Source organism: Thermus sp. CCB_US3_UF1, from assembly GCF_000236585.1.
Taxonomy (GTDB): domain Bacteria; phylum Deinococcota; class Deinococci; order Deinococcales; family Thermaceae; genus Thermus.
Genome location: NC_017278.1, coordinates 1,697,733 through 1,715,858 on the forward strand (window position 1 = coordinate 1,697,733; position 18,126 = coordinate 1,715,858).

Genomic DNA, 18,126 nt, shown 5'->3' on the forward strand with positions numbered 1-18,126 from the left:
CCACACGCGTGGGGATGGACCGGCACCCTTTGGCTAAACCGGATACCCTAGCCCCTCGAGGATCACCCGCACCCGCACGCCCAGAAGGTCCTCGGGGGCGTAGACCGCTTGCACCCGCTCCCATACCCCTCGGTCCGGGGGAACCAAGGCCACAAGGACGTGAAAGGGCTGCAGATGCTCTAGGGAAAGCCGGCCCCCGGCGTATAAGAGCAGATCCGCCCGCAAGGCCAGGGCCTGGACCTCCTCGGCGCGGGCCACCACCGGCCCCCTGGCCCGCTCGGGCAGGCGGGCCAGGAAGCTATCCCCCTCGGCGAAGGTGCTGGCCGCCACCGCCACCTGGGCCAAGGGCCTGAGGAAGGGCGCTAAGGCGGGCCGCAAGGGCCCAAGCCAAAGGGCCTTGGCCCCGGGGAAGTGCTGGCCCAAGAAACGCTCCAGGGCTACCCCTTCCGTGTACTGGCCCCAAAGCCCCTTGGCGCCAGGCACCGCCAGGTCCATGAGGCCAGCCGCCTGCGCCTCCGCCTCGAGGCGCACCCCCTCGGGCGGGGGCAGGGCCTCGGCCAGCACCGCACCCGCAAACCCCAGGGGCCAGAGGCAAGGAAGGGCAGCCCAGGGGTTCTCGGTTTCCACGGGATAAGGGAAAAGGGGCAGCTTGGCCGTGGTCACCTCGGCCACCAGGCGGTCAAAGAGGGGGCTGGGCTTTTTATAGAAAAAAACCAAGGGGCGGGGCTGATGGTAAGGGGGCCACATGGGCTTCCTCCTAAGCCGGGCGCAGGTCGGCGTACTTGAGGGAGAGGCGTTTTAACCCCACCCCGTCAAAGTGCACCGTTACCTCGTCCCCGCTGGCCGCCACCACCGTGCCCAGGCCAAAGCGGGGATGGACCACCTTTTCCCCACCGCGGAAGGCCCCAGGCTTGGCCCGGTGGGGAGGGGGAACGGGCTTGGGAGGGGGAAGGCGGTAGGGGTCATACTCCTCGTACAGCCCCTCTTCCACCTCCTCCAGGAAGCGGCTGGGACGGCTGGCTTCGGGCCGCCCGTAGACCTCCCGCTCCTCGGCATAGGAAAGGTAAAGCCGTTCCTGGGCCCGGGTTACCCCCACATAGAAGAGGCGGCGCTCCTCCTCCAGGCCCTCCAGGGTGCTCACCGAGGAGCGATGGGGCAGAAGCCCCTCCTCCACCCCCACCAGGAAGACCACGGGGAACTCCAGCCCCTTGGCGTTGTGCAGGGTCATGAGGGCCACCTTCCCCCCGGCCTCCCCCGGCTCCTCGGCCCGGGCGGTGAGGGCCACCTTGTCCAGGAAGTCCATGAGCCCCTCGGCCTCCCGGGCCGCCCGGAGGAGCTCCTCCACGTTTTCCAGGCGGTCCTCGAGGTCCTCGGGGTAGGCTTCCTTGAGGTAAGCGGGGTAGTCCGTGGCCTCCAGGAGATGGCGAAAGAAGGCCTCGGCTGGGCCGAAGGCGAGGTCCATGAGCTCCTCCATCAGGGCCAGGAAGTGGCGCAGGGGCTCGGGGCGGGGTAGGACCTGGGCCGCCACCTTCAAGGCCTCGTAGAGGGGAAGGCCCTTCTCCTGGGCAATAGCCTGCACCTTTTCCACGGTGGCTGGGCCGATACCCCGGGGAGGGGTGTTCAAAACGCGTTTCAGGCTCACCGCATCCAAAGGGTTCAGGGCCAGGCGGGCGTAGGCCAGAAGGTCCTTGACCTCCGCCCGTTCAAAGAAGCCCACCCCTCCCACCACCCGCGCCCCGATGCCCCGGCTGGCCAGGGCCTGCTCCAGGAGGCGGCTTTGGGCGTTGGTGCGGTAGAGGACCGCCACCCGGTCGTAAGGGGGGCCCAGGCGCAGCACCTCCTCGGCCACGAAGCGGGCCTCCTCCCGGGCATCCCGGGCGCGGAAGAGGCGCACGGGCTCCCCGCCAGACTTCACTGGACGCAGGGTCTTCTCCAGGCGCAGGGCGTTCTTCACGATAACGGCGTTGGCGAAGCGCAGGATGCGCTCCGTGGAGCGGTAGTTCTCCTCGAGGCGGTAGACCTTGGCCCCGGGAAAGTCCTCCGTAAACTGCAGGATGTTTTTGATGTCGGCGGCCCGGAAGGAGTAGATGCCCTGGTCCGGGTCCCCCACGGCCATCAGGTTGGCCTCCTCCCCCGCCAACAGCTTGGTGAGGCGATACTGGACGGGGCTTGTGTCCTGGTACTCGTCCACGTGGATGAAGCGGGCCCGCTTCCGCACCCGCTTGCGCACCTCCGGGTCCTCCTCCAGAAGCTTTAGGGCCAGGAGGAGGATATCGCCAAAGTCCAGGGCCCCCTGGGCCCAGAGGGCCTGCTGGTAGCGGTGGAGCACGTCCAAAAGCCGGCCCCGGGAAAGCCCAGCATAGTACTCAGGAAGGTCGGCCAAAAGCCTTTCCGGCGGCTCTCCGCGGTTCTTGGCCCGGTCCAACAGGGCCTTGATGGGCCCCGGCTTGGCCGATACCCCCAGTTCCTTCAGCACCTCCTTCAGGAGGGCCGTCTGGTCGTCCTCGTCGTAAACCACAAAGCCCGGCTTCAAGCCCACCCGCTCCCCATAGAACCTGAGGATGCGCAAGGCTGCGGCGTGGAAGGTGGAAACCCAAAGCTCCCCCGCCCCCTTGACCATGGCCTTGAGGCGCTCCCGCATCTCCTCGGCGGCCTTGTTGGTGAAGGTCACCGCCAGGATCTCCGAGGGGTACACCCCTCGCCGGGCCATCAGGTAGGCCACCCGGTGGACCACCGTGCGGGTCTTGCCGCTGCCCGCCCCCGCCACCACCAGGGCAGGGCCCTCAAAGTGCAAGACCGCCTGGCGCTGGGCCTCGTTCAGGGAGGAAAGCCAAGCCTCGTCCAGGGGTTTCCCCGACGGGAAAGCATCCACGGGGCCGAGTCTACCACGGGGTAGACTTTAGGGCATGGAGCTCTCCCCTACCCAAGACGGCTTCTTGGGCGAGATCGCCAAGGACTTCACCTTCGCCACCGTGGCCCGCCTGGCGGGAGGGGTGGCGGCGCGCCTGGCGGAAGAAGGCCTCCGCCGGGTGGTGGTGGCCCACGACACCCGTTTCCTGGCCAAGGAGATGGCGGAGGAGGCGGCAAGGGTCCTGGCGGGGGCGGGCCTGGAAACCCACCTCCTACAAGGCCCTGCCCCCTTCCCCCTCTTCGCCTTCGCCCTGGCGGAGAAGGAGGCGGCTGGGTTCTACCTGACGGCCAGCCGCAAGCCCGCCCCCTACCAGGGGGTCAAGCTCCGCCGCGGCCCCGGGAAGCCCCTCTCCCCCGAGGAGCTCTCCCTGCCCCCTTCCCCCCCGGAAGGACGGGGCTCCTTCGCCCTTTTGGACCTAAAGAAGCCCTACCTGGAACGCCTGGCCCAAAGCGCCGGCGAGATGGGGGAGAAGGGGGGCGTGGTCTACCTGGACGCCATGGGCGGAGCGGGCGGGGGTTTCCTGGCAGGGGCGTTTAAGCGCCTGGGCCTTGGGGCCGAGCTGCGGGAAATCCACCCCCTCCCCCATCCCCTCTTCTACGGGGTGGACCCCAACCCCGTGCCGGAAAACCTGAACACCCTAAGGGTTCTCCTCAAGGCCCTGGAACCCCCCGGGGTGGGCTTCGCCTTGGACGGGGATGCCGACCGGCTCGCGGTTTTCCTTCCCGGGGGGGAGATGCTTCCTTCGGAAGGGGTACTGGCCCACCTGCGGGAAGCCTCCGCCGGGCGGGAGGTACAGGGGGATGGGGAAGGGGGGTACCTCTTCCCCTGGCACCTGCCGGAAAAGGATGCCTTCCTGGCCGCCCTGCTCCTCCTGAAGGTGCTCCTATGAGGGAACTCCTCCCCGGCCTTTACCTGCTTCCCGTACCCATCCCCTACCCCTTGAAGACGGTGAACCTCTACCTCCTCAAGGGGGAAGGGGAGGTGGCCCTGGTGGACACCGCCTTGGGCACCAAGACCGCCCGGGGCACCCTGGAGCTTTACCTGGCCGAGCTGGGGCTTTGCTTCCAAGACGTCCGCACGGTCCTCCTCACCCACCACCACCCCGACCACTACGGCCTTGCGGGCTTCCTGGAAGGCCTGGGGGCTAAGGTCTACCTGCACGAGGAGGAGCTTGGGCGGGGGCATCGCTTCTGGCAGGAACCCGAGGCCTTTGAGGGGGCTTCCTGGCAGCTTTTCCTGGAGCACGGGACCCCCGAGGAGGCCCTTGGGGGCATCCGGGAAACCATGGCCAAGACCCGGGAAAGGGTCCACCCCCCAAAGAACCCCGTCCCCCTCCGGGAGGGGGAGGTCCTCGAGGTGGCCGGGAAGCGGCTTCGGGTGGTCTGGACCCCCGGGCACGCGGACGGGCACGTGGCCTTCTGGCTGGAAGAAGAGGGGGTTCTCCTGGCAGGGGATGCCCTTCTGGAAAGGGTTTCCCCCAACGTGGGCCTCTGGGCCTACACCCGGGAAAACCCCTTACGGGACTTCCTGGCCTCCTTGGAGCGCCTGGCGGGCCTCCCCGCCCAGGTGGCTTACGCCGGCCACTTTGGCCCCATCCCCCAGGTGGGCAAGCGGGCCCAGGAGCTAGCCCTTCACCACCAGGAGCGCCTCGAGGCCCTCCTCCGCCACCTGGAAGGGCCCGAAACCGCGTGGGAACTTTCCCTCAAGCTCTTCCCCCAGGAGCTGGACGCCGCAGGCAGGCGCTTCGCCTTTGCCGAAACCCTGGCCCACCTAGAGTACCTGCGCCACGAGGGGCAGGTGGGACGGGAAGGCCCCCCCTACCGGTACTTCCGGGCCTAAAGACCCTTGCCGGGTAGACCTTCCAGGAGTAAACTTTGACCCGGTTCAAGGAGGTGCCATGCATCCTTGGTACGCCCACTACGACCCCGGGGTTCCCCAGGAGGCCCCCAAGCCCTGGCTTCTCACCGAGCTCCTTCGGGAAAACGCCCGCCGCTACCCAGAAAAGGTAGCCTTGGAGTTCTTGGGGCGAAGTATTTCCTACCAACGCCTCTGGCGCCAGGTGGAAGCCTTCGCCAGGGGTTTACAAGAGGCCGGCCTAGAGCCGGGGGAGCGGGTGGCCATCATGCTGCCCAACTCCCCCCAGTTCGTCATCGCCTTCTTCGGCACCCTGCTGGCCGGGGGAGTGGCGGTGAACACCAACCCCATGTACACCCCCCGGGAGCTGCGCCACCAGCTCCTGGACTCAGGGGCCAAAGCCCTGGTCATCCTGGACCTCCTCCTGCCCCGGTACCAGGAGGTGAAGGCCGAGGCCCCGGTAGAGGTCCTGGTGCGCACCGGGATCCAGGACTACTTGCCCTTCCCCAAGAACCTCCTCTACCCCCTGACGCTCAAGCGGAAGGGCCAGTGGCCCAAGGAGCTGGAAGGCATCCCTTGGCGCGCCTTCCTCAAGGCCTGGAAGCCGGAGCCCGTGGCCTTGGACCTGGATGACTTGGCCCTTTTGCAGTACACCGGGGGCACCACGGGGGTGGCCAAGGGGGCCATGCTCACCCACCGCAACCTCTCCACCAACGCCCTGCAGGTGCGGGCCTGGATCCCCGATTTCCGCGAGGGGGAAGAGGTGGTCCTGGGGGCCATTCCCTTCTTCCACGTCTACGGCATGACCGTAGCCATGAACCTGGCCCTGCTGGGAGCGGCCAAGCTGGTCCTCTTGCCCCGGCCGGAGATCAAGCCCATCGTGGAGGCCATTGAAAAGCACGGGGTCACCCTCTTCCCTGGGGTGCCCACCCTCTACGTAGCCTTCAACAACTTCCCCGGGATTGAGGGGAGGAGCCTGAAGAGCATCCGCGCCTGCATCTCGGGCTCAGCCCCCTTGCCCCTCGAGGTGGCGGAGCGCTTTGAGAAGCTGACCGGGGCCAAGCTGGTGGAAGGCTACGGCCTCACCGAGGCCAGCCCCGTCACCCATTGCAACCCCCTCTACGGCCCCCGCAAGCTGGGAAGCGTGGGCCTTCCCTTCCCCGGGGTGGAGGCCAAGGTGGTGGACGAGGAGGGCAAGGAACTCCCCCCAGGCGAGGTGGGCGAACTCATCCTCAAAGGCCCCAACGTCATGAAAGGCTACTGGAACCGCCCAGAAGAGTCCCAAAAAACCCTCAAAGATGGCTGGCTCTTCACCGGCGACCTCGCCAAAATGGACCCCGATGGCTACTTCTACATCGTAGACCGCAAAAAAGACATGATCATCGCCGGCGGCTACAACATCTACCCCCGTGAAGTAGAAGAAGTCCTCTACCAGCACCCAGCCGTCCAAGAAGCCGCCGTCGTCGGCGTCCCAGACCCCTACCGCGGCGAAACCGTGGCCGCCTTCATCGTCCTCAAAGACGAGTACAAAGGCAAAGTCTCCGAAAAAGACATCGAAACCTTCTGCCGCCAAAACCTCGCCGCCTACAAGGTCCCCCGCATCCTCCAGTTCCGCGACACCCTACCCAAGTCCAGCGTGGGGAAGATCCTGAAGCGGGAGCTAGCCAAGGAGGTGCCCCGCCGGGCCTGAGCCGGCCTTGGACCCCACCCCCAGGGGCCCTCCACCCCGGGGGCCGCTTTACATTTCCTTGCTCAAGTTATATGCTTAAGGCAAAGGGGGTGAAGGTATGAGCGCCACTGGCCTGGAGGTGTTTGACACCACCTTACACAAAACGCATGCCTGGCTGAAGGCCATCATGGAGGCCTTGGGCCTCGAGGACCGGCACCGGGCCTACATGGCCCTGCGGGCGGTGCTCCATGCCCTGCGGGACCGCCTGCCCGTGGAAGAGGTGGCCCAGCTGGGGGCCGAGCTGCCCATGCTGGTCCGGGGGCTTTACTACGAGGGCTGGGACCCCACGGGCAAACCCCTGAAGGAACGCCACAAGGAGGAGTTTCTGGCCCACGTGGCCCGGGAGCTCCGGACCCCTTCCGGCCCAGCCCTGGACCCAGAGGCCGCGGCCCGGGCCGTGTTCCAGGTCCTGGCGCAAAAGGTAAGCGAGGGAGAGATCCGGGACGTGCAAAACCTTTTGCCCAAGGAGCTGCGCGAGCTCTGGCCCCGTTAGTCCAGCACGAAGCGGTCCTCGGTTTCGTGCAGGCGCACCCGGTGGACGATGCGCTGGTCCTGGCCCCCCTCTCCGGTCATGGCCACCACGGTCACGTAGGGCCGCAAGGGGCTTCTTAGCACCTTCTTGGTGAGGGTTTCCTCCACCTGGAAGATGCCGGCGGAGTTGTTCATGGTCACCTGGATCTCCACCGGCACCTTTTCCCCCTTGAGGATGCGCACCTCGTCCACCGCCAAGGCGCTGATGGAGTGGATGTCTATGCTCCCCAGGGCAAAGGCCTTGCGGCCCCGGCCCTTGGTGATATCGGTGCCGTCGGCCACGGCGGTCACCCCCGCCTCCACCGTGAGGGGTTCGGGGTTCAGGTCGTGGCTGTGGATGCCGTGGAGGATGAGGGCGCGAAGGGCCGTCCTTTGCTCGGGGTCCGGGTAGATCTTCTCCAGAATGCGGTTGAGGATGGGAAGGGCCAGGGTAACGCCGAAGGCCTCGTGGTGTTCCCGGTGCACCTGGTTGCCCAGGTCGTGGAGCATGGTGGAGAGGAGGACCACCACGTAGGCATCCTCCAGCTCCCCCGCCCCAGACTCCAGGGTGTCCAGCCGTACCCCCGCCTCGGCCAGAAGGCCGAGGATGGCCACGCTGGCCGCCCCGGTGAGGAGGGCGTGGACCCGGCCATGGTCGTTGTAGCCCAGCTTGCGCATGGTGAGGTAGTTGGCCATGTTCCAGCCTGCCCGGGCCTCCGGGTCCTGGATGAGAAGCTCATAGGCCCTTAGAGCCTTGGGAAAGGCCCTAAGGCGCTCGCGGATGGCCTGGTCCGCCTCCGCGTAGAGTTTGGCCTTGGGGCTGGCAACGTGGACCACGCGTTCTCCCGTCATGGGCAACCTTTACTTTACACAAAAAGAAAGGGGCCTTAGGGGGCTAGGCCCCCCTATTCCAAGCCCTTTTACTCGCCCTTGAAGTTAGGGGGGCGTTTTTCCAAAAAGGCCCGCACCCCCTCCTTCATGTCCTCCGTGGCTGAGGCGTAACCGAAGAGGTCGGCCTCGATCTCCAAGGCCTCGGCCAGGTCCAGGCCTTCGCCCCGCACCACGCTCTCCTTGGCCAAGGCCAGGGCGATGGGGGCGTTCTTGAGGATCTTCTGGGCCAGCTTTTTGGCCTCCTCCAGGGCGTCCTCCCCTACCTGGTTCACCAGGCCCAGGGCCAAGGCCTCCTCCGCGGGCACGTGCCGCCCGGTGAAGATGAGGTCCAAGGCCCGGCCCCGCCCGATGAGGCGGGGCAGGCGCTGGGTGCCCCCAAAGCCGGGGATGAGGCCCAGGCCCACCTCGGGCAGGCCCAGCTTGGCCTCCTTGGAGGCCACCCGCAGGTCACAGGCCAGGGCCAGTTCCAGCCCCCCGCCCAGGGCGTACCCGTGGATGGCGGCGATGGTGGGCACCGGCAGGGCGGCGATCTCGGCAAAGACCTGCTGGCCCAAGAGGGCGTACTCCCGGGCCATGAAGGGGTCCTTGAGGGCGGCGATCTCCTTAAGGTCCGCCCCGGCGGCAAAGGCCTTGCCCTCCCCGGTGAAGATGACCACCCGGGCCTCGGGGTCTTGGTGGATCACCTCGGTCACCTCGGCCAGCTCCTGGAGCAGGTCCTGGGAGAGGGCGTTGAGGGCCTCGGGGCGCTTCAGCGTGACCAAGGCGATGCCGCCTTCCACCTCGTAGGCCAGGTGCTCAAACTCGGGTATCTCCAGGATGAACTCGTGCTCGTGCTCGTGGGCCATGGCTTACACCTCCAAGAGGGCCTCGAGGGCCACCTCCACCATACGCCTCACCCCCTCGGCCAGCACCTCTGGGGGGGCCAGCTCCGGGTCGCCGATGCGGTTGGAAACCGTCAGGAGGGCCCCGGCCTTCACCCCCCGGAGCTTGCCGATGAGGAAGAGGGCGCTGGCTTCCATCTCAAAGGCCAACACCCCGTAGCGGGCCCAGGCCTTGGCCCCTTCCGGGGTGGTGGCGTAAAAGGCGTCCTCCGTGGCCACCAGGCCCACGTGGTGGGGGTACCCCTTCTTGCGGGCTTGGTCCCAGAGGGCGCGAAAGAGCTCGGGATCGGGCAGGGGCGCGTAGGGACGGCCCTCCAGGTACTGCCGGGTAGCCCCGTCCAGGGGCACCGCCCCTTGGGCCACCACCAGGTCCCCAGGGGCCAAGGCCCCGTCCACCGCCCCACAGGTGCCCACCCGAAGGAGCACCCGGGCCCCCAGGCTCACCAGCTCCTCGGCCACGATGCTGGCCGAGGGTGCCCCCATGCCCGTGGTCTGCACGGAAACCCGTACCCCTCGGTAGCGGCCCGTATACCCCAGAAGGCCCCGGTAGGAGGTGTACTGGACGGGATCCTCCAGGAAGGTTTTGGCGATCCACTCCGCCCGCCCAGGGTCCCCGGGCAGGAGGACCCGCTCCGCCACCTCCCCCGGCTGGCCCCGCACGTGGATGGGACTCATACCGCCCCATCTTACCCCATACCCCCTAAAGCTTCAGGGCGGGGAACCCCTCCACCAGGGCCTCGTCGTGGGTGGCCAGGACCAAGGCCGCCCCCACCTCCTGGGCCAGCTCCTGGAGGAGGCGGAGCACCTCTCGGGCCTGGCGGCGGTCCAGGCTGGCCGTGGGCTCGTCCGCCAGGAGGAGGCGGGGCCTGAGGTAAAGGGCCCGGGCCACCGCTACCCGCTGGCGCTCCCCTCCGGAAAGCCTCTGGGGCAGGAAATGGGCCCGCCCCCCTAGGCCTAGCCGCCCCAAGAGGGCCAGGGCCCATCCCCGGTCCACCCGTCCTGCCAGGTAGCCGGGGGCGAGAACGTTCTCCAGGGCCGTGAGCTCGGGAAAGAGGAAGTGGTGCTGGAAGACCAGGCCCAAAAAGCTCAGGCGCCGCCGGGCCAAGGCCCCTTGGGATAAGCCCCGGAGGGGCTCGCCTTCCCAGTACACCTCCCCCTCCTGCAGGGGCAAAAGCCCGGCCAGGAGATGGAGCAAGGTGGTCTTGCCGCTTCCCGAAGGGCCCAGCACCGCCAAGGCCTCCCCCGGGGCAAGGCGGAAGGAAAGGTGGCGGAAGAGGAAACCATTCCCGTAGGCGAAGCCCAGGTCCTCCACCTGCAACACCGGCCGCACCCCCCCATCCTCTAGGCAAAGGATGAAGGTTCGGTTAGAGTAGGGCCGATGCCCGGCAACCCCCTGTTCCAGGACCTAACCCCGGAGGAGGAGGCCTTGGCCCGCACCTACTTCCAATCCCTGGCCTACCCCAAGGGGAAGCACGTCTTTCGGCAGGGGGACCTGGGGCAGAGCCTGTACCTGGTGGCGGAGGGACGGGTGCGCCTTTACCGCACCCACCTGGGGGGACAGGAGAAGACCCTGGGCCTCGTGGGGAAGGGAGGGGTCTTCGGGGAGATGAGCCTCCTGGACGGGGGGGAGCGGAGCGCCAGCGCCGTGGCCGAGGAGGACACCCTCCTCCTGGCCCTGCACCGCGAGGCCTACCTGGCCCTGATCCGCCGGGTTCCCCTTCTGGCCCACAACCTGGCCCGCATCCTGGCCCACCGGCTGCGGGAGCTCAACGTGGAGCTGGACCTTCTGGCCTTTGAGGAGGCGGAAAGCCGGGTGGCCTACGCCCTCCTCAAGCTCCTGCGGCTAGGTCACGGACCCCGGCTTCGCCTGCGCCACCAGGACCTGGCCGCCCTGGCCGGGGCCAGCCGGGAAACGGTCACCCGGGTGCTCCACGGGTTCAAACAGCGGGGCCTCCTCCGCCTCGCCCCGGGGGAGGTGGAGGTGCTGGACCCGGGACTCCTGGAGGAGGTGGCCTTCGGTCTGGCCTAAGCCCCCAAGGAGGTCGTGCGCGTGCGCCTGAAGGTGGATGTCCTGCCCACAGAGGAGCTGGTCTACCCGGATGTGGTCCTGGTGGTGGACGTGATCCGCGCCACCACCACCGCCGCTTGCCTCTTGGAGGCGGGGGCGGAGGCCCTGTACCTGGTAGCGGGCCTGGAGGCCGCCCGGGCCTTCAAGGACGAGGACGTGGTCCTGGCGGGGGAGGTGGGGGGGCTGAGGCCCCCGGGGTTTGACCTGGGCAACTCCCCCCGGGAGGCCCTCGAGGCCCCCGTGGGGGGCAAGGTGGTGGTCATGAGCACCACCAACGGCACCAAGGCCGCCCACGCCGCCGCCAGGACCGCCAAGCACGTCCTCCTGGCCTCCCTCTACAACGCCCACGCCGCCGCCAGGCTGGCCCGGGAGCTGGCCACGGAGGAGGTAGCCATCCTCTGCGCCGGCAAGGAGGGACGGGTGGGGCTGGACGACCTCTACACCGCCGGGGTGCTGGCGGAGTACCTGGGCCTGCTGGGGGAGGTGGAGCCCGAGGACGGGGCCCGCATCGCCCTGGCCGTCAAGCGGGCCTACCAGGACCCCCTGGAGGCCCTTTCCCTTTCCGCCGCCGCCCTGGCCCTGAAGGGGGTGGGCCTCGAGGGGGACGTGCCCTTCTGCGCCCAGGTGGCCAGGAGCGCCGCCGTCCCCCTGCTTACGGGCCGGGTGGGGGAGGCCCTTATCTTCAAGCGGGCCCTTCCCGGGCAAGGGATCTAACCCGACTCCGCCAATAGCCCATGGAAGCGGCGGATGGCAAGGATCCCCTTCTCCAGGTTCACCAGGTCAAACTTCTCGTTGGGGGCGTGGAGGTTGTCGTCGTTGAGGCCCAGGCCGAGGAGGACCACCGGCGCCCCCAAGGCCTCCTGGAGTTCCGCCACCACGGGGATGGTCCCTCCCTCCCGGGCGTAGACGGGAGGCCGCCCCCAGACCTCCTCCAGGGCCCGGGCCATGAGGCGCATGGGGGGGCTTTGGGGGTCGGTGAGGACGGGCTTACCCCCGTGGAGCCGCCGGACCTCCATCCGGTACCCCGGAGGGCAGAGGGCCTTCAGGTAGGCCTCGGCCAGGTCCGCCACCTCCTCGGGGTCCTGGTCCGGCACCAGGCGCATGGAGAGCTTCAGTCCGGCCTCGGCGGGGATCACCGTCTTGGAACCCTCCCCCTGGTAGCCGCCGAAGATGCCGTTGGGGTCCAGGGTGGGCCGGGCCCAAAGCCGCTCCAAGGGGGAGTACCCCTCCTCCCCGGGCAGGACCTCCACCCCCAGCTCCCCCTTTAGGGCCTCCTCGTCCAAGGGGGGCCAGAGGCGCTTCTCCTCCTCGGAAACGGGACGCACCCGGTCGTAGAAGCCGGGGATCAGGACCCTCCCCGTGGTCCCGTCCTTGAGGCGGGCCAGGATCCAGCCCAGGGCCTGGATGGGGTTAGGGGCCACCCCGCCGAAGGCCCCGGAGTGAAGGTCCCGCCGGGCCCCCTGGAGGCGCACCTCCAGGTAGCAAAGCCCCCGCAGGCCGTAGGTCAGGGTGGGGGTGTGGGGGGCGAACATGGCCCCGTCCGAAACCAGGACCACATCGGCCCGAAGCTTCTCCCGGTGGGCCCGCACGAAGGGAAGGAGGTGGGGGCTGCCGATCTCCTCCTCCCCTTCCACCAAAAACTTCAGGTTCACCCGGGCCTCCAGCCCCTCCAGGGCCGCCACGTGGGCCCAGAGCTGCCCCTTGTCGTCCGAGGCCCCTCGGGCGTAGACCCTACCCTCCCGCACCGTGGGGGAGAAGGGGGGGCTTTCCCAAAGCTCCAGGGGGTCGGGGGGCTGGACGTCGTAATGGCCGTAGACCAGGACCGTGGGGGCCTCGGGGTCCAGGAGGCGCTCGGCGTAGAGGATGGGGTGGAGGGGGGTTTCGTGGAGCTCGGACCGAAAGCCCAGGACCTCCAGCCGTTCCTTAAGCCAAAGGGCCGCCCGGCGGACGTCCTTCTGGTGGCGGGGGTCGGTGGATACCGAGGGGATGGAGAGGAACTCCAGCAGGGGCTCTAGCGCGCTCACGCCCCCATGCTACCCTCTTCGGCCAGGGTGCCCCCCTCCAGGAGGAGGAGCCTAAGCCGGGCCACCTCCCGCTCAAAGCGGGCCTGGAGGGCCTCGAGCTCGGAACGCAGCCGCATGATCTCCTCCACCCCCGCCAGGTTCACCCCAAGCTCCTGCGTCAGGCGCCGGATCTCCCTCAGCCGCTCAATGTCCCGCTCCGAGTAAAGCCGCGTCTTCCCCCCAGACCGCTTCGGCTTAATAAGCCCCTTCCGCTCGTAAAGCCGCAGGGTCTGCGGGTGCATCTCCACCAGCTCCGCCGCCACCGAGATCACGTACACCGGACGGTCCTTGTCCATGGTCTTTAGCCCCTCCCGCTAAAGCCTCCTAACCCTTCTCATTATAGAGTAGGGGTGAAGCCCAAGCGCAAGGAAGCTCTCCGGGCGGCCTCGAGGACCCTGGGGGCCAGGGCATGGGCCGCCTGGGGGGAAAGGCGGCTGGCCGGGGCGGAGAGGGAAAGGGCCGCCACCACCTCCCCCCCGGGGCCGAAGACGGGGGCGGCCACGCACCGCACCCCCAGCTCCTTTTCCTCGTTGTCCAGGGCGTAGCCCTGGCGCCGAACCCTCTCCAACTCCCTTAGAAGGTCCTCCCGGCGGGTCAGGGTGAAGGGGGTATAGGGGGTGAGGGGAAGCCCCTCGGGCACCCCGCGGTAGGCCAGGAGGACCTTGCCTACCCCCGTGGCGTGCAGGGGGGCACGGGAGCCGGGGGCGGTGAAGAGGCGGACCAGCTTGGTTCCCTCCGCCTGGTCCAGGTACAGGGCCTCCATCCCCGCCGGCACCGCCAGGTTCACGCTCTCCCCGGTTTCCGCTGCCAGGGCCTCCATCTCGGGCCGAACCGCCTGCAGCAGGCTCTTCCTGAGATAGGCTTGGCCCACGGCGAAGGCCCGGGGGCCTACCCGGTACACCCCCTCTACCTCCTCCACGAAGCCCAGGCGGACCAGGGCCTGGAGGAGGCGGTACAGGGTGCTCTTGGAAAGCCCCGTCCTCCTGGCCAGGGGGGAAAGCCCCCCCTCCCCCAGTTCCGCCAGGGCCTCCAGCACCTTTAGGCCCCGCTCCAGGGTTTTCACCTCCCCAGCTCCCCGTTCCCTGGGCCTCGGCATGAATCCCAAGCTAGCATCTCCCAAGGTGTTTTTCAACAGACGAAAAACCATTTCGTCCCTTGACAAATCCCGCCGGCCTCCCGTAGGCTCAGGCCACCATGAAAGGCGTGGAGATCACCAAGGACCATCCCCTCCTCCAGGAGGTGCTCACCGAGGAGGCCCTGGGCTTCGTGGTGGCCTTGCAGCGGGAGTTCAACCCCGTGCGCAAGGCGCTTTTAGAGCGGCGCCAGGCCCTTTGGGAAAGGTATAGGGCCGGGGAGAAGCCCGACTTCCTCCCGGAGACGGCCTTCGTGCGGGGAGGAAGCTGGCAGGTGGCCGAGGCCCCAAAGGACCTCAATGACCGCCGGGTGGAGATCACCGGCCCCGTGGACCGGAAGATGATCGTGAACGCCCTGAACTCGGGGGCCAAGGTCTTCATGGCCGACTTTGAGGACGCCCTCTCCCCCACCTGGGACAACGTCATCCAGGGGCAGAAGAACCTGATGGACGCCGTCCGCCGCCAGATTGATTTCGTCTCCCCCGAGGGGAAGGCCTACCGCCTCAAGGAGGAGGTAGCCACCCTGGTGGTTCGCCCCCGGGGGTGGCACCTGGTGGAAAAGCATGTCCGGGTAGACGGGGAGCCCATCTCCGCCAGCCTCTTTGACTTCGGCCTTTACTTCTTCCACAACGCCCACGAGCTGGTCCGAAGGGGCAGCGGGCCCTACTTCTACCTGCCCAAAATGGAAAGCCACCTCGAGGCCCGCCTCTGGAACCAGGTCTTCAACTTCGCCCAGGACTACGTGGGCCTCCCCCGGGGGACCATCCGGGCCACCGTCCTCATTGAGACCATCCTGGCGGCCTTTGAGATGGAGGAGATCCTCTACGAGCTCAAGGAACACGCCGCCGGGCTCAACGCGGGCCGCTGGGACTACATCTTCAGCTGCATCAAGAAGTTCGCCACCACCGCCCCCATCTTCCCCGACCGGGCCCAGGTGACCATGACCGTGCCCTTCATGAAGGCCTACACCGAGCTCCTGGTCAAGTCCTGCCACATCCACGGGGCCCACGCCATCGGGGGGATGGCGGCCTTTATCCCCTCCCGCAAGGACCCCGAGGTGAACGAGCGGGCCTTCCAGCAGGTGCGGGCCGACAAGGAGCGGGAAGCGGGCCAGGGGTTTGACGGCACCTGGGTGGCCCACCCCGACCTGGTGCCCGTGGCCATGGAGGTCTTTGACCGCCACCTGGGGGATAGGCCCCACCAGAAGCACGTGAAGCGGGAGGAGGTGCAAGTGACGGCCCAGGACCTCCTGGACTTCCACGTGCCCGGGGGCAAGGTGACGGAGGCCGGCCTTAGGAACAACATCTCCGTGGCCCTGCAGTACCTCAACCAGTGGCTTTTGGGCAACGGGGCCGCCGCCATCTTCAACCTCATGGAGGACGCGGCCACCGCCGAGATCTCCCGGGCCCAGCTCTGGCAGTGGGTCCACCGGGGGGCCACCCTGGAGGATGGCCGCACGGTCACCCCCGAGCTTTACCAGAAGGTCAAGGAGGAGGAGCTGGAGAAGCTGGGGGGAAGGGAGGTGGGCCGCTACAAGGAGGCGGAGGAGATCCTGGACAGGCTGGTCCTCTCGGAGACCTTCGTGGAGTTCCTCACCCTGGTGGCCTACGAGTACATTGACTAGAACCCCAAGGGAATAGCCCCCTTGCCGTAGAGTAGAACCATGGGATTTCTGGAGGAGCTAAGGGCCCTTTTCCCCCCGGGCAGGGTTCTCACCCAGGGGGCGGCCCTGGCCCCCTATGAGTCCGACGCCCTCACCGCCTACCGCCAGCGCCCCCTGGCGGTGGTCCTCCCCGAAAGGAAGGAGGAGGTGGTCCAGACCGTGCGGCTTTGCCACCGCTACGGGGTCCCCTTCGTGGCCCGGGGAAGCGGCACCAGCCTTTCGGGGGGGTCCCTGCCCGTGGAGGGGGGGATCGTCCTGGCCCTCAACCGCATGAACCGCATCCTGCGCCTGGACCCCCAGGCCATGGTGGCCGTGGTGGAACCCGGGGTGGTGAACCTGGAGGTCTCCCGCCAGGCCGCCCCCTTCGGCCTCTACTACGCCCCCGACCCTTCCAGCCAGCCCGTCTCCACCCTAGGGGGGAACGTGGCCTTCAACTCCGGGGGGGCCCACTGCCTGAAGTACGGCATGACCGCCAACCACGTGTTGGGCCTCGAGGTGGTCACCCCCGAAGGGGAGGTGGTGCGGCTGGGCGGGGAAGGCCTGGAGGGGGTGGGGCCCGACCTCCACGGCTTCTTTGTGGGCACGGAGGGGCTTTTGGGGGTGGCGGTGGAGATCACCTTAAGGCTCCTCCCCAAGCCCGAGGCCTACCACACCCTTCTCGCCGCCTACGGGAGCCTGGAAGGGGCCGGGGAGGCGGTGAGCCTGGTCATCCGGCGGGGCCTCCTCCCGGGGGCCATGGAGATCATGGACCGCCTAGCCATTGAGGCGGCGGAGGCCGCGGTCCAGGCCGGCTACCCCAAGGCGGAAGCCCTCCTCATCGTGGAACTGGAAGGCCCTAAGGAGGAGGTGGCCGAGGAGGCCCTGGTCCTGGAGGAGGTGATCCGGGAAAGCGGGGCCCTGGAGGTGCGGGTGGCCGGAAGCGAGGCCGAGCGCCAAGCCATCTGGAAGGGCAGGAAGGCAGCCTTCAGCGCCGTGGGCCGCCTCTCCCCCGACTACCTGGTCCAGGACGGGGTGGTGCCCCGAAGCCGCCTGGCGGAGGCCTTGAGGGAGATCGGCCGGCTCTCCCAGGCCTACGGCCTGCGGGTGGCCAACGTCTTCCACGCCGGGGATGGCAACCTCCACCCCCTGGTCCTCTACGACGGCAAGAAACCCGGGGAGCTGGAAAGGGCCGAGGCCCTGGCCGGGGAGATCCTGCGGCTTTGCGTGCGGCTTGGGGGCTCCCTTACCGGGGAGCACGGCATCGGGGTGGAGAAGAAGGGGTACATGCCCGAGATGTTCGCTCCGGAGGACCTCCTGGCCATGGAAGGGGTCAAGAAGGCCCTGGACCCCAAGGGCCTGGCCAACCGGGGCAAGGTCTTGCCGGAGGTGGCCCGTGCCGGAGGTTAGGGCGACCAGCGTGGCCGAGGTCCAGGAGGCCGTGCGCCTCTACCCGCGCCTGAGGCCCAGAGGCGGGGGGAGCAAGCCCGCCCTCTCCACCCCCCGGGAGGGGGAGGTGGGGCTGGACCTCTCGGGGCTAAGGGGCCTCCTGGAGTACACCCCAGAGGAGTTCGTCTTCACCGCCTACGCGGGCACACCCCTTTCCGAGGTGGAGGAGGCCCTGAAGGCCCACGGCCAGTACCTCCCCTTCCACCCGCCCCTGAAGGGCAGGGGGGCCACCCTAGGGGGCACGGTGGCCAGCGGGCTTTCCGGCCCCATGCGCTACCGCTTCGGCGGGCTGCGGGACTTCCTCCTGGGGGTGCGGTTTGTGGACGGGGAGGGCCGGCTGGTCCGGGGTGGGGGCAAGGTGGTGAAAAACGCCGCCGGCTTTCCCTTCCACCGCCTCATGGTGGGGTCCTTGGGGGCCTTTGGGGTGGTGGTGGAGCTCTCCTTCAAGGTCTTCCCCTACCCCCGGGTCACCCGCACCCTCCGGGTGCGTCTGGGAAGCCTAGGGGAAGCCCTTGCCGCCCTGGAGCGCCTGCGAAGCCTCCCCCTGGACCTCCTGGCCCTAGACCTCCTCCCCCCCGCCACCCTGGAGGTGCGCCTGGGGGGCTTCCCAAGGAGCGTGGAGGCCCGCCTGAAAGGTATTCAGGAACTCCTGGGCCAGGAGGGGGAGGTGCTGGAGGAAGACGAGGCCCATTGGGAGGCGGTGCGGGACCTGGCCTTCCTGGAGGAAAGCCCTGTCTGGGTCAAGGTGCCGGCGGGCCTAGGGCGCCTTCCCGAGCTGGAAACCCTTCCCCTAGAGAGGCGGCGCTACCTCGCTGGGGGAGAGCTCCTCTATGCGGGAACCGACCCTGAGGGCCTGAAGGCCTTGCGGCAGCGGGGCCTGCCCCACCTGGTCCTCCGGGGGGCGGAAGAACCCCTCTTTCCCCCACCCCCCCAAGGCTTCTTCGCCAGGGTCAAGGGGGCCCTGGACCCCCTGGGCCGCTTTCCCTTAGGGTGAGAGC

The 18,126-nt window shown here is 68.3% G+C and carries 17 protein-coding genes, 1 pseudogene and 1 CRISPR repeat array (1 of these 19 cut by a window edge); of the genes and pseudogenes, 9 read left to right on the top strand and 9 right to left on the bottom strand.

The window, feature by feature from the left end; all coding sequences use genetic code 11:
- Nucleotides 1-19: a CRISPR direct-repeat array (repeat unit 26 nt); it begins 129 nt to the left of the window's first position.
- A 14-nt stretch (nucleotides 20-33) separates the two neighbouring features.
- Nucleotides 34-747, bottom strand: coding sequence for a hypothetical protein (locus TCCBUS3UF1_RS08425; protein WP_014516099.1), 714 nt, complete (start codon nucleotides 745-747; stop codon nucleotides 34-36).
- A gap of 10 nt (nucleotides 748-757) precedes the next feature.
- Nucleotides 758-2,872 carry an ATP-dependent helicase gene (locus TCCBUS3UF1_RS08430; protein WP_014516100.1) on the bottom strand — a complete coding sequence of 705 codons (2,115 nt, stop codon included), beginning with the start codon at nucleotides 2,870-2,872 and terminating at the stop codon, nucleotides 758-760.
- Nucleotides 2,873-2,906: 34 nt separating this feature from the next.
- Between TCCBUS3UF1_RS08430 and TCCBUS3UF1_RS08435 the strand changes: the two genes are divergently transcribed.
- The 4 genes from TCCBUS3UF1_RS08435 to TCCBUS3UF1_RS08450 all read left to right on the top strand — a co-directional run bounded on the left by TCCBUS3UF1_RS08435 (nucleotide 2,907) and on the right by TCCBUS3UF1_RS08450 (nucleotide 6,987).
- Nucleotides 2,907-3,800 carry a phosphoglucomutase gene (locus TCCBUS3UF1_RS08435; RefSeq protein ID WP_014516101.1) on the top strand — a complete coding sequence of 298 codons (894 nt, stop codon included), beginning with the start codon at nucleotides 2,907-2,909 and terminating at the stop codon, nucleotides 3,798-3,800.
- Nucleotides 3,797-4,750 carry an MBL fold metallo-hydrolase gene (locus tag TCCBUS3UF1_RS08440; protein WP_014516102.1) on the top strand — a complete coding sequence of 318 codons (954 nt, stop codon included), beginning with the start codon at nucleotides 3,797-3,799 and terminating at the stop codon, nucleotides 4,748-4,750. The genes TCCBUS3UF1_RS08435 and TCCBUS3UF1_RS08440 overlap by 4 nt, the downstream gene beginning before the upstream one ends.
- Nucleotides 4,751-4,808: 58 nt before the next feature.
- Nucleotides 4,809-6,455 carry a long-chain fatty acid--CoA ligase gene (locus TCCBUS3UF1_RS08445; RefSeq protein ID WP_014516103.1) on the top strand — a complete coding sequence of 549 codons (1,647 nt, stop codon included), beginning with the start codon at nucleotides 4,809-4,811 and terminating at the stop codon, nucleotides 6,453-6,455.
- A 97-nt stretch (nucleotides 6,456-6,552) separates the two neighbouring features.
- Entirely contained in the window at nucleotides 6,553-6,987 is a 435-nt protein-coding gene (locus TCCBUS3UF1_RS08450) for a DUF2267 domain-containing protein (protein ID WP_014516104.1), read from the top strand.
- Here the strand turns inward: TCCBUS3UF1_RS08450 and TCCBUS3UF1_RS08455 are convergent.
- From TCCBUS3UF1_RS08455 to TCCBUS3UF1_RS08470, 4 genes are all read right to left on the bottom strand, one after another.
- A complete protein-coding gene (locus TCCBUS3UF1_RS08455) occupies nucleotides 6,984-7,856 on the bottom strand; it encodes a phosphohydrolase (RefSeq protein ID WP_014516105.1) in 873 nt (290 codons plus the stop codon). The two genes, TCCBUS3UF1_RS08450 and TCCBUS3UF1_RS08455, sit on opposite strands and share 4 nt — an antisense overlap.
- Before the next feature lie 68 nt (nucleotides 7,857-7,924).
- Nucleotides 7,925-8,740 carry an enoyl-CoA hydratase/isomerase family protein gene (locus TCCBUS3UF1_RS08460; RefSeq protein ID WP_014516106.1) on the bottom strand — a complete coding sequence of 272 codons (816 nt, stop codon included), beginning with the start codon at nucleotides 8,738-8,740 and terminating at the stop codon, nucleotides 7,925-7,927.
- 3 nt (nucleotides 8,741-8,743) lie between these two features.
- Nucleotides 8,744-9,451 carry a purine-nucleoside phosphorylase gene (locus tag TCCBUS3UF1_RS08465; RefSeq protein WP_014516107.1) on the bottom strand — a complete coding sequence of 236 codons (708 nt, stop codon included), beginning with the start codon at nucleotides 9,449-9,451 and terminating at the stop codon, nucleotides 8,744-8,746.
- 25 nt (nucleotides 9,452-9,476) lie between these two features.
- On the bottom strand, nucleotides 9,477-10,106 hold the full coding sequence (locus TCCBUS3UF1_RS08470; protein WP_014516108.1) for an ABC transporter ATP-binding protein: 630 nt from the start codon (nucleotides 10,104-10,106) through the stop codon (nucleotides 9,477-9,479).
- A 48-nt stretch (nucleotides 10,107-10,154) separates the two neighbouring features.
- Here TCCBUS3UF1_RS08470 and TCCBUS3UF1_RS08475 point away from each other — a divergent pair, with 48 nt between their 5' ends.
- On the top strand, nucleotides 10,155-10,805 hold the full coding sequence (locus TCCBUS3UF1_RS08475; protein ID WP_014516109.1) for a Crp/Fnr family transcriptional regulator: 651 nt from the start codon (nucleotides 10,155-10,157) through the stop codon (nucleotides 10,803-10,805).
- Nucleotides 10,806-10,826: 21 nt separating this feature from the next.
- Entirely contained in the window at nucleotides 10,827-11,558 is a 732-nt protein-coding gene (locus tag TCCBUS3UF1_RS08480; protein ID WP_014516110.1) for a 2-phosphosulfolactate phosphatase, read from the top strand.
- Here the strand turns inward: TCCBUS3UF1_RS08480 and TCCBUS3UF1_RS08485 are convergent.
- The 3 genes and pseudogenes from TCCBUS3UF1_RS08485 to TCCBUS3UF1_RS08495 form a co-directional block, all read right to left on the bottom strand.
- Nucleotides 11,555-12,868, bottom strand: coding sequence for a dipeptidase (locus TCCBUS3UF1_RS08485; RefSeq protein ID WP_014516111.1), 1,314 nt, complete (start codon nucleotides 12,866-12,868; stop codon nucleotides 11,555-11,557). The genes TCCBUS3UF1_RS08480 and TCCBUS3UF1_RS08485 overlap by 4 nt on opposite strands.
- Nucleotides 12,865-13,209: pseudogene (locus tag TCCBUS3UF1_RS08490) on the bottom strand (heat shock protein transcriptional repressor HspR); the annotation flags it as partial. The gene TCCBUS3UF1_RS08485 and the pseudogene TCCBUS3UF1_RS08490, both read right to left, overlap by 4 nt.
- A gap of 35 nt (nucleotides 13,210-13,244) precedes the next feature.
- The gene (locus TCCBUS3UF1_RS08495) at nucleotides 13,245-14,003 is read right to left on the bottom strand and encodes an IclR family transcriptional regulator (RefSeq protein ID WP_041433846.1); all 759 of its coding nucleotides are present in this window, start codon (nucleotides 14,001-14,003) and stop codon (nucleotides 13,245-13,247) included.
- A gap of 98 nt (nucleotides 14,004-14,101) precedes the next feature.
- On the opposite strand from TCCBUS3UF1_RS08495, the gene aceB reads away from it, so the two are divergent.
- Genes aceB through TCCBUS3UF1_RS08510 form a run of 3 tightly spaced genes read left to right on the top strand, consistent with a single transcriptional unit; the run spans nucleotide 14,102 to nucleotide 18,122 of the window.
- Nucleotides 14,102-15,664 carry a malate synthase A gene (gene aceB, locus TCCBUS3UF1_RS08500; RefSeq protein WP_014516114.1) on the top strand — a complete coding sequence of 521 codons (1,563 nt, stop codon included), beginning with the start codon at nucleotides 14,102-14,104 and terminating at the stop codon, nucleotides 15,662-15,664.
- A 39-nt stretch (nucleotides 15,665-15,703) separates the two neighbouring features.
- Nucleotides 15,704-17,089: an FAD-linked oxidase C-terminal domain-containing protein gene (locus TCCBUS3UF1_RS08505; protein ID WP_014516115.1), complete on the top strand. Its 1,386-nt coding sequence runs from the start codon at nucleotides 15,704-15,706 to the stop codon at nucleotides 17,087-17,089.
- Complete coding sequence (locus TCCBUS3UF1_RS08510) at nucleotides 17,076-18,122, top strand: FAD-binding protein (RefSeq protein ID WP_041433847.1); 1,047 nt, start codon at nucleotides 17,076-17,078, stop codon at nucleotides 18,120-18,122. Before TCCBUS3UF1_RS08505 ends, TCCBUS3UF1_RS08510 begins: the two co-directional genes overlap by 14 nt.
- Nucleotides 18,123-18,126 lie beyond the last annotated feature (4 nt).

Excerpts from the sequence above, each read along its gene's own strand:
- TCCBUS3UF1_RS08425 (WP_014516099.1), bottom strand. The coding sequence starts at position 747 with ATGTGGCCCCCTTACCATCAGCCCCGCCCCTTGGTTTTTTTCTATAAA.
- TCCBUS3UF1_RS08435 (WP_014516101.1), top strand. The coding sequence starts at position 2,907 with ATGGAGCTCTCCCCTACCCAAGACGGCTTCTTGGGCGAGATCGCCAAG.
- TCCBUS3UF1_RS08440 (WP_014516102.1), top strand. The coding sequence starts at position 3,797 with ATGAGGGAACTCCTCCCCGGCCTTTACCTGCTTCCCGTACCCATCCCC.
- TCCBUS3UF1_RS08445 (WP_014516103.1), top strand. The coding sequence starts at position 4,809 with ATGCATCCTTGGTACGCCCACTACGACCCCGGGGTTCCCCAGGAGGCC.
- TCCBUS3UF1_RS08450 (WP_014516104.1), top strand. The coding sequence starts at position 6,553 with ATGAGCGCCACTGGCCTGGAGGTGTTTGACACCACCTTACACAAAACG.
- TCCBUS3UF1_RS08455 (WP_014516105.1), bottom strand. The coding sequence starts at position 7,856 with ATGACGGGAGAACGCGTGGTCCACGTTGCCAGCCCCAAGGCCAAACTC.
- TCCBUS3UF1_RS08460 (WP_014516106.1), bottom strand. The coding sequence starts at position 8,740 with ATGGCCCACGAGCACGAGCACGAGTTCATCCTGGAGATACCCGAGTTT.
- TCCBUS3UF1_RS08465 (WP_014516107.1), bottom strand. The coding sequence starts at position 9,451 with ATGAGTCCCATCCACGTGCGGGGCCAGCCGGGGGAGGTGGCGGAGCGG.
- TCCBUS3UF1_RS08475 (WP_014516109.1), top strand. The coding sequence starts at position 10,155 with ATGCCCGGCAACCCCCTGTTCCAGGACCTAACCCCGGAGGAGGAGGCC.
- TCCBUS3UF1_RS08495 (WP_041433846.1), bottom strand. The coding sequence starts at position 14,003 with ATGCCGAGGCCCAGGGAACGGGGAGCTGGGGAGGTGAAAACCCTGGAG.
- aceB (WP_014516114.1), top strand. The coding sequence starts at position 14,102 with ATGAAAGGCGTGGAGATCACCAAGGACCATCCCCTCCTCCAGGAGGTG.
- TCCBUS3UF1_RS08505 (WP_014516115.1), top strand. The coding sequence starts at position 15,704 with ATGGGATTTCTGGAGGAGCTAAGGGCCCTTTTCCCCCCGGGCAGGGTT.